9 protein-coding genes are annotated in these 8,759 nt (G+C 74.1%); 5 read left to right on the top strand and 4 right to left on the bottom strand.

Translation table 11 applies throughout. From position 1 onward, the window contains the following. Positions 1–202: 202 nt before the first annotated feature. Complete coding sequence (locus ABZ172_RS24415; protein ID WP_356886400.1) at positions 203–1,471, top strand: hypothetical protein; 1,269 nt, start codon at positions 203–205, stop codon at positions 1,469–1,471. Between the two features lie 75 nt (positions 1,472–1,546). After that, on the top strand, positions 1,547–2,056 hold the full coding sequence (locus ABZ172_RS24420) for a DoxX family protein (RefSeq protein WP_356886402.1): 510 nt from the start codon (positions 1,547–1,549) through the stop codon (positions 2,054–2,056). Between the two features lie 200 nt (positions 2,057–2,256). Here the strand turns inward: ABZ172_RS24420 and ABZ172_RS24425 are convergent, their stop codons facing one another. After that, the gene (locus tag ABZ172_RS24425) at positions 2,257–2,493 is read right to left on the bottom strand and encodes a hypothetical protein (RefSeq protein ID WP_356886404.1); all 237 of its coding nucleotides are present in this window, start codon (positions 2,491–2,493) and stop codon (positions 2,257–2,259) included. Next, positions 2,480–3,811, bottom strand: coding sequence for a PspC domain-containing protein (locus tag ABZ172_RS24430; RefSeq protein WP_356886406.1), 1,332 nt, complete (start codon positions 3,809–3,811; stop codon positions 2,480–2,482). Before ABZ172_RS24430 ends, ABZ172_RS24425 begins: the two co-directional genes overlap by 14 nt. 174 nt (positions 3,812–3,985) lie before the next feature. Here ABZ172_RS24430 and ABZ172_RS24435 point away from each other — a divergent pair, with 174 nt between their 5' ends. Continuing rightward, on the top strand, positions 3,986–5,284 hold the full coding sequence (locus tag ABZ172_RS24435) for a PspC domain-containing protein (RefSeq protein WP_356886408.1): 1,299 nt from the start codon (positions 3,986–3,988) through the stop codon (positions 5,282–5,284). After that, positions 5,281–5,976: a response regulator transcription factor gene (locus ABZ172_RS24440; RefSeq protein WP_356886410.1), complete on the top strand. Its 696-nt coding sequence runs from the start codon at positions 5,281–5,283 to the stop codon at positions 5,974–5,976. The genes ABZ172_RS24435 and ABZ172_RS24440 overlap by 4 nt, the downstream gene beginning before the upstream one ends. Positions 5,977–6,064: 88 nt before the next feature. Here the strand turns inward: ABZ172_RS24440 and ABZ172_RS24445 are convergent, their stop codons facing one another. Together ABZ172_RS24445 and ABZ172_RS24450 are read right to left on the bottom strand one after the other, a co-directional pair. Further along, a complete protein-coding gene (locus ABZ172_RS24445; protein WP_356886412.1) occupies positions 6,065–6,820 on the bottom strand; it encodes a GNAT family N-acetyltransferase in 756 nt (251 codons plus the stop codon). A 44-nt stretch (positions 6,821–6,864) separates the two neighbouring features. Then, a complete protein-coding gene (locus ABZ172_RS24450) occupies positions 6,865–7,926 on the bottom strand; it encodes an NlpC/P60 family protein (protein ID WP_356886414.1) in 1,062 nt (353 codons plus the stop codon). Positions 7,927–8,284: 358 nt separating this feature from the next. Between ABZ172_RS24450 and ABZ172_RS24455 the strand changes: the two genes are divergently transcribed. Next, positions 8,285–8,638 (top strand): hypothetical protein, encoded by a 354-nt coding sequence (locus ABZ172_RS24455; RefSeq protein ID WP_356886416.1) that lies wholly within the window; start codon positions 8,285–8,287, stop codon positions 8,636–8,638. Positions 8,639–8,759 lie beyond the last annotated feature (121 nt).

Here is an 8,759-nt window from a genome sequence, read left to right on the forward strand (position 1 = left end):
CCTCCACGGGGGCGGCGGCATCGTCGTGTCCACCGGAGGGAAACGCCCCGCCCGCCTCCTGACCGGCGCCCGGGAATCGCACGTTTCTGCGAGACGGGCCCCGGGCTCGCCCCGATGCGGGGAGATCCCGATCCGTACGGCACAATTCGCAGAAATAAGCGGCGAGTTGGTTCGATCAGGGTAGGAAAGGGCGGCGTTCTCCGTGGCGTTGGACGAGGCGAGGGCGAAAAGCACGCACGGCGGTGGCTGTACGTGCGGCGACTGCCCGCACGGAGCACGCGAAGGTCACCGGCGGGCCGTGGCCGCCTTCCTCACCAAGCGGGACGAACTCGCCGCCGGGAAGGGCCTGCCCGGCGGGGTCGCCCAGTCCGTCTCCGCGTCCCGGCAGTGGGTGTCGGACGAGCTGACCCAGTCGGCCCGCACCGTCGCCGAACGCAGCCGCGAGGCCGGTGACGCCTGGCTCCACACGCTCTGGCAGCGCACCCTGGCCGTGGTCTGGGGCGGTGTCGCCCTGCTGGTCGTCGGCGAGGCCGTCACCGCCATCGGCGCCGGCTGGTCCACCGCCCGCACCGCGGGCCTGATCGCCGCCTGTACGACCGCCGGCCTGCTGACCGGCGCCGCCAGGCTCCACCGGGCCCGCGGCGGTCTGCTCGCCCCGCTCATCGGCGAGGACAACCGGCTCTCCACCTCGCGCACCGTCGCCGCGTCCTGGGTCCTCCTCGCCGTCTTCGCCGTGCTCGTCCTCGCGCTCCAACTGGCCGGCGCGTCCGACCACGCCGACCGTGACACCCTGATCGAGGGCCTGGACCTGGTCCGTTCGGCCGGCGTGCTGACCGTGCTGGCCCTGGTGTGCGCCGTCGCCGTCGTCGTACGCCGGGTGGTGACCGTGCGCGTGCTGGGCCAGCGGCTGCAGAAGCTCCGCGCCGACCGGCCGCGCGCCGCCGACCTGCTGACCGACGACTCCGGGCGCGGCAGCTTCACCGATGTGCAGTACGTGCTGGTCAGCACCGTGGCCGTGCTCTTCGCCGCGGTCCGGCTGGCCCGCCGCCCGGAACAACTGCCGGACCTCCCCTGGGGTCTTGCGGTCCTGGTGGCGGTCTCGGCCGCGACGTACTTCGCCGGCAAGTACGTGGAGGGCGGCCGGCCCGTGGTCCTGTCGGTGGTCCGGGCCCGGGAGGCCGGAGACCTGGACGCCCCGATCCGTACCGGCGACGACATCGAGATCCGCGGCGCGGGCTTCGTCCCGCCGGGAGCGGGCAGCCCCGACCGGCTGGCGCGGGTCGTCGTCAGGATCGGGCGGGTGCACGTGCACGTTCCCCTCATCCCGGTGACCGGGGGCTTCGCCAACCCGGCGGACACCGTGCTCACCGTTCCGGTACCCGTCGAGGTCGAACCGGGCGCGGTGGAGGTGCAGGTCGTCACGGCGGCGGGCGTGGAGACGAACTCCTGCCTCATCGACGTCATGGACTGACCCGCCCACCCGGTGAGCCGTCCCGGACTCGCATACGTAGGGTCAGGTGACGGGCCAACGGAAGGCGGGGCAGTGATGAACGGGTACAGGGGCGGTTCCTACGGGCTGGACGAACCGAGGAGTCTCAGGGACCGGGCGGCGGAGTACGCGCTGCTGCCCCTGCGGATCTTCCTCGGCGTCACCTTCGTCTACGCCGGGCTCGACAAGCTGACCGACAGCACGTTCCTGTCGGCGAGCGGCGCAGGGTCCATCGGCGAGACGATGCACGCCGTACGCGACAGCGCGGCGATCCCGGGCCTGGTCGACCTGGCCCTGAAGGGTCCCGCGGGCTTCGGCTACGCCCTCGCGATCGGCGAACTCCTCGTCGGCCTCGGCACCCTGGCCGGCCTGTGGGCCCGGCTCGCGGCACTCGGCGGGGCGCTGATCTCCCTGAGCCTGTGGCTGACCGTCAGCTGGCAGACCGAGCCGTACTACTACGGCAACGACCTCGTCTACCTCATGGCCTGGCTGCCTCTGCTGCTCGCCGGCGCGGCCTACTGGTCGGTGGACGCCTGGAGGGGACGGCGACGGCCGGGGCGGATCTGACGTACGTCGGCCGGGTGGCGGCGCGGATGCCGCCCACGAGGCCACAGATCAGGCGGCCTTCGCGGCCGGGACCGGCCTGGAGAATGCCAACGGCCAGGTCGCACGCGCGGTCGCCCGCGCCTTGGTCGGTTGCGAGGGCGCCGCCGATCTGCCCGACGGTGCCCCGAAGACCGGCTGATTCCGGGGCCCCCAACGGGAGGTCAGCGCACCTGGGTGGACCCGGGCGCCGCCGCCCCGCGTGCCGCGTGGCGGCGTCGTACCCGGTAGCTCACCCAGGTCGCCGTGGCCGCCAGCCACAGGCCGCCGACGAACACGGGGACGAAGAACGTCCACGGGGCGTTCCACAGGCCCGCCGCGTCCGCCGCGTAGCCGGCCGTCAGGGTCAGCATGACGAGGCCGGCGACCGCGCGGCCCGGTCGGATCTCATGACGCAGCACGGGTGACCTCCAGCTGTCCGACGCCGATTCCCAGAGTCAGCTCGACGGTGCCGGCGGGCTCGCTCCCCTCCGGGGGATCCAGGGTGCGCCGCACCCGGCGGTCGGGGCCGATGTCCACGTCCCTGCGCAGGTCCGAGGACAACCGGACGTCGCCGAGGCCCGCTTCGGCGTCGACCCGCACCGTCGCCCCCGCGGGGACGACGACGAGGGCGCGGCCCGCCGCGACCTGGACACGGGTGCGCAGGGTCTCGCCCTCCGGCACGGCGATCCGGGACAGGTCGAGCTTGGCGACGCCCGCGTCGAGGCGGTACTCCGGCCGGACCGCGGCCACTGACGCGGGGCGCCACTCCTCGCGCACCCACTCGGTACCGATGTCCTTCGGGACGGTGGACGCACCCGCCAGCAGCCCGGCCGTGACCATGGCCAGCAGGATCGTGCCGAAGCCGGTCCTGCCGAGGACGGACGCGAGGAGCAGGCCGAGGCCGAACACCCCGAGGGCGGCGGCGAGGCCGATCTGCAGGGTCGTGCCCAGCGGATGGGTCCCCCAGCTCAGCCCCGTCCCGAGACCGCCCGCGACCAGGGCGAGCAGGAACACGAGGCCCCCGATCGACCGCGGGCCCCGGGCGCCCGGCGGGCGGTGGGGAGGGCGGAAGGGGTGGTCCGCGGTCGCCCCCTGCGCACGGGGCTCCGCCGGCCCGGGCGCCGCGTCCGCGGGACCCCAGAGATAGCCGGTCCCCGGCCCGGTCGTGCCGTCCTTGACGATCGGATCGCGCCACCAGGACGGGCTGCCGGGCGAGGGCGGCGCCTTCACCTCGGGCGGCGCCCCGTGCCCGGCGGCCTGCGCGGCGCTCTTCGGACCGGAGGCCGCCGAGCCCCGCGCATCCTCCGGCGGAATCGTCCTGCGGTGCTGCGTCCAGACGGAGAAGCCGATCACGCTCAGCGACAGCATCGCCGCGAAGGCGAGCATCCCGCCGTTGTGCAGCATCGACAGCAGCAGCCCGCAGCCCACCAGAGCCAGCAGCAGTGCCGCCAGGGAGACGCCCTCGACACGGCCCGAGAGCAGCCGGCGCGCCTCGTTCTCGTCCTCGCCCTCCAACGGGACGAGCAGCCAGGCGAAGCCGTAGAAGATCAGGCCGATGCCGCCGGTCACCGCGAGGACGCCGAGCACGATCCGGAAGATCACCGGGTCCACGTCGCAGTAGCGGCCGAGCCCGCCGCACACCCCGGCCACCACCTTCTGCCGCGGGCTGCGCCGCAGCCGCGGGGCCGGCTCGGGAGGCGGAACGGCGCCGGGGGAGGCGTCCTGGGGAACGGTCATGGCTCCATGGTGACGGCCTGTACCCCCTCGTGGGGCCCGCGACGACCCTGGCCGATCCCTGATTTCGCGTCCCGCCGGCCCCTGGGGGCCGTGCCGCCGCCGCGCGGGGGTCTCAGGGTCGGCTCCGGGCAGACCCTGATGCCCCGGCGCCCCGGGACGTGTGACGATCGGTGCATGCCAGCAGCCACGACCCGAGCCCCGAGCTCCCACACCCCGGACCCGGAGGAGCCGGCGCCGCGCAAGCTGTACCGCAGCGCCGACGGACGGATGCTCGGCGGCGTCGCCCGCGGGCTCGCCGGACACCTGGGACTGCCCGTGGCCTGGGTCCGGTTCGTCTTCCTCGGGCTGTTCTTCGCGGACGGCCTCGGCGCCCTGCTCTACGCGGTCTTCTGGATCGTCGTGCCGCTCGGCGTGGGCGGGGTCGGCGGGACCGGAGGGGTGGAGCGGTCCCTCTTCGAGACCGCTCCCGACGGCCGACGCAGACTCCGCAAGCCCGACAAGGGCCAGGTCTTCGCCCTGGTCGCGCTGCTCGTCGGTGCCATGGTCTTCGTCGGCAACGTCGACATGGGGAGCGAGGCCGACCGTTACGTCTGGCCGGCGCTGCTGATCGGAGCGGGTTCCGTCCTGGTGTGGCGCCAGGCCGACAACGCCCGCCGGGCCCGCTGGATGGAGGTCGGCAACCGCCGCCGGGTGCTGCACCTGGCGCGGGGATTCGCGGGCGTCGCGCTCGTCGGCCTCGGCCTCGCCGCCTTCATGGTGGTGCGGGGTTCGGCGGCCCAGCTCGGCACCGCGCTGACCGCCGCCATCGCCGTGCTCACCGGCATCGCGCTGCTCGCGGGCCCCTACCTCGTACGGATGACGCAGGACCTCTCCGAGGAACGCCTGATGCGCATCCGCGCCCAGGAGCGCGCCGAGGTCGCCGCCCACGTCCACGACTCCGTCCTGCACACGCTCACCCTGATCCAGCGGAACGCGGACGACGGCGGCGAGGTCCGCAGGCTCGCCCGCGCCCAGGAACGCGAGCTGCGCAACTGGCTGTACGACCCGACGGGCACCGGCAAGGACGAGGCCGAGGAGCCGTCGAACCTCGCCGAGGCGGTCAAGCGCGCCGCCGCCGAGGTCGAGGACAAGCACGGCGTCCCGCTGGAGGTCGTCGTCGTCGGCGACTGCCCGCTCGACGAGAAGCTGGCGGCACAGATGCAGGCCGCACGCGAGGCGATGGTCAACGCCGCCAAGTACGGTGGCGAGGGCGGCGCCGTGCAGGTCTTCGCCGAGGTCGAGGGCCGCACGGTCTTCGTCTCCGTACGGGACCGGGGACCGGGTTTCGACCTGGACGCCGTACCGGGCGACAGGATGGGCGTACGAGAATCGATCATCGGCCGGATGCAGCGCAACGGCGGTACGGCGCGGCTGCGTCCGGTGCCCGGCGGGGGCACGGAAGTCGAGCTGGAGATGGAGAGGGCGGGCGAATGACCGAGAACACCGAAGCGACCGGGGGCCCGGAGCGCCGGGTACGGGTCGTGCTCGTCGACGACCACCGGATGTTCCGCACCGGGGTCCAGGCCGAGATCGGCCGGACCGAGGAGACCGGGGTGGAGGTCGTCGGCGAGGCCGCCGACGTCGACCAGGCGGTCACCGTGATCACCGCGACCCGCCCCGAGGTCGTCCTCCTCGACGTCCACCTGCCGGGAGGCGGCGGGGTCGAGGTGCTGCGGCGCTGCGCCTCGATGACGGGCGCCGTCGAGAACCCGGTGCGCTTCCTGGCGCTGTCCGTCTCGGACGCCGCCGAGGACGTCATCGGAGTCATCCGCGGCGGCGCCCGCGGGTACGTCACCAAGACGATCACCGGCACCGACCTCGTCGACTCCGTCTTCCGGGTCCAGGACGGCGACGCGGTGTTCTCGCCGCGGCTGGCCGGCTTCGTGCTCGACGCCTTCGCCTCGACGGACGCCCCGCCGGTCGACGAGGATCTGGACCGGCTGACCCAGCGCGAGCGGGAGGTGCTGCGGCTGATCGCCCGCGGATACGCGTACAAGGAGATCGCCAAGCAGCTGTTCATCTCGGTGAAGACGGTCGAGTCGCACGTCTCGGCGGTGCTGCGCAAGCTCCAGCTGTCCAACCGGCACGAGCTGACCCGCTGGGCGACGGCCCGACGGCTGGTCTGAGGCCCCGCGGACGCCCGCGCGGGCCCCGGGCGGCGCGGGCTCGGGGCGGTCCGGGCTCGGGGCGGCAGCGGGCTCGGCCGGGCCGGGCTCAGGCGGGGGCGAGTGAGATGTTGAGCTTCTCGCCGGTCCTGCGGTAGCCGACGGATGCGTAGATCCGTTCGACGTCGGGGCCGCCCGGCTCCAGCCAGACCGTACCGAAACCGCGGTCGAACGCGGTGCGGGTCAGCCAGGCGGAGAGCGCCGCGCCGACGCCCCGGCGGCGGAAGGCGCGGGCCACGGCCAGGCCGGCCAGTTCGCCGGTCCCGTCGACCGGGACCGAGCAGCCGCCCGCACCGGCGGGCCGGCCGTCCACGGTGGCCAGGGCCGCGACCCCGCCGCCCGCCGCCGCCCCGCGCAGCCAGGCGATCTCACCGTCGTCCGGCCCGCCCTCGCCGCCGAATCCGGTGTGCTGCACGGCGGCGGCGGAGACGAACTCGCCCTCGGTGACGGGCTCGGCGACACGGAGGCCGTCCACCCGCTTCGGTGGGCGGAGCCCGCCGGGGTCGCAGGCCATCACCGGTGCGCGGTTCTCCACGGTGAAACCGGCCGCCAGCAGCGCCGGCTCGACGCCCGGCGCCCAGGAGGGCAGGAACTCCAGCCGGGGCAGCCGGTCCCGCTCCCGGAAGGCCGCGACCAGGTCGCCGATGTCCCGCGCGGTGGGTTCGGCGTCCCGGTCGGGGATGGCGTAGTTCGCGAACTTCAGCTCCCAGCCCGGGTTGTGGCGCACGGTGAACGGCCCCACCCGGTAGTGGTCCGGGGAGCGCAGGGCGAGGGCGCGCGCGTGGCGCTGTATCGCGGTGTCCATGGGCACGGGAGTCTACGACCCCGCCACGGCCCCGCCGGGACGCCTCAGGCGACGCGGGTCGCTCCCGCGAACGGCATGTCGGAGACCCGGGCGATCCGCACCGGAGCGCCCGGCCGCGGGGCGTGGATCATCTGCCCGCCGCCGATGTACAGCCCGACATGGGTCACCCCCGGGTAGAAGAACACCAGGTCGCCCGGGGCCAGTTCGGAACGCGAGACCCGCCGGCCCGCGTTGATCTGGGTGTACGTCGTGCGGGGCAGGGAGATGCCCGCCGCGCGCCAGGCGGCCTGGGTGAGCCCGGAGCAGTCGAAGGAGGAGGGCCCGGTGGCCCCCCAGACGTACGGCTTGCCGAGGGCACCGTACGCGAAGTCGACGGCCTGCCCCGCGCGGGCGTTGGGGGCGGCCACGGAACCGCGCGGCACGCTCTGTCCGGCACCGCCGCCGTGCGCGGCGTCGGCCGAGCGCTCGTAGGCGGCGCGCCGGTCGGCGGTGAGGGTGGCCAGCAGCTTCCGGGCATCGGCCAGCTTGGTGCGGACGGTGTCCTTGTGCTCCTTGAGGTCGGCCCGGCGGGAGGCGAGGACCGCCAGCTCGTCCTCGGCCCGGGACCGGAGCCGGGCGATGTCGCCGATCTGCCGGCGCACGCCGTTGATCGCACCGGCCTGCCGGTCGCCCGCGCGGTCCTCGAAGGAGGCGCGCTCCAGGTACTCGTCCGGGTCCGAGGAGAGGGCCAGCCGCACGGCGGGGTCGATGCCGGCGCTGCGGTACTGGGCGGCGGCGTACGAGCCGAGGGCGTCGCGTGCGGTGTTCAGCCGCTCGGTCCTGCGGGCGGCCTCGTCGCGCAGGGCGTCCAGGGCCTTCTCGGAGGCGGCCGACCGCTCCTTCGCGCCGTTGTACTTCTCGGTGGCCACCTCGGCGTCGTGGTACAGCCGGTCGACCTTGGCCTCGACCTGGGCCGTGGTGAGCTGGGGGTCGGCCTGCGCGGAGCCTTCGAGGGCGGTCGCGGTCGCCGCCCCGGCCAGGGCGAGGGTGGCCGCCGTGCGGGCGGCGGACCCGGTGAACAGGCGCTGCCTGGGCTTGCGATGAGCGGCTTCTCGATGGGCGGCCACGGGGGTGGTGCGTCCTTCCGTTCGACTGCCCGTCGGCTGGTACCGCGGGCCCGCCGGGGTCCGGCGGCGGGCCACCACAGGGGGGAGCGGACCACCGCCGGATTCCTGGCGGGGCGACCGGGGTGCCGCCCGGTACGGGGGGCGGCGGTGCGGATTCCGGTCACCTGGGAGGGACGCTAAACCCGGCGCACGGGGCAGAGGCGTAATGACAGCTATTGGCCTCATGTGCTGTTTCGTTTCCACCGGATGACAGGGAAATTCAACCGGAGTCCGGCAATCCGTGCAGATCGGGGACCGACTCATCGGTAAGTCGTACCTGGCCGAAGAGTGGTGATATGGCCGTGGTCAGGCTGCGGCCATGGACGTACTCATCCATGTCTTCGTGGCCTTGCACATCATCGGTATCGCCTCCCTGCTGGGCGGCTTCCTGACCCAGATGAAGGCCATGGGCGCGGGCGGCGCCCGCTTCGTCCCGGCCATGCTGCACGGCGCGCTCACCATGCTCGTCACGGGGGTCGCCCTGGTGGGCCTCGACCAGGCCGACGGCCATAGCGTGAACAACATCAAGATCGGTGTGAAGCTGCTGGTCCTGATCGTGATCCTGGCGCTCGTCCACGTGAAGCGGGACGAGGAGACGGTGGACCGGGGCGCGTTCGCCGCGGTCGGCGGGCTCACGGTCGCCAACGTCTTCATCGCCACCCTCTGGACCTGAGCGGACGGCCTCCGCGCGGCGCGGGGCCCGGGCCCCCCCCCCCGCGCCACCAAAACGGGGGGCGCCCCCGTGGCGTGATAGGGGATGGTGTGAAATAAAAAGAAGGCGCCGAACCCCCCCC

It is taken from the genome of Streptomyces sp. NPDC006296 (assembly GCF_040613235.1).
Classification (GTDB): Bacteria; Actinomycetota; Actinomycetes; order Streptomycetales; family Streptomycetaceae; genus Streptomyces.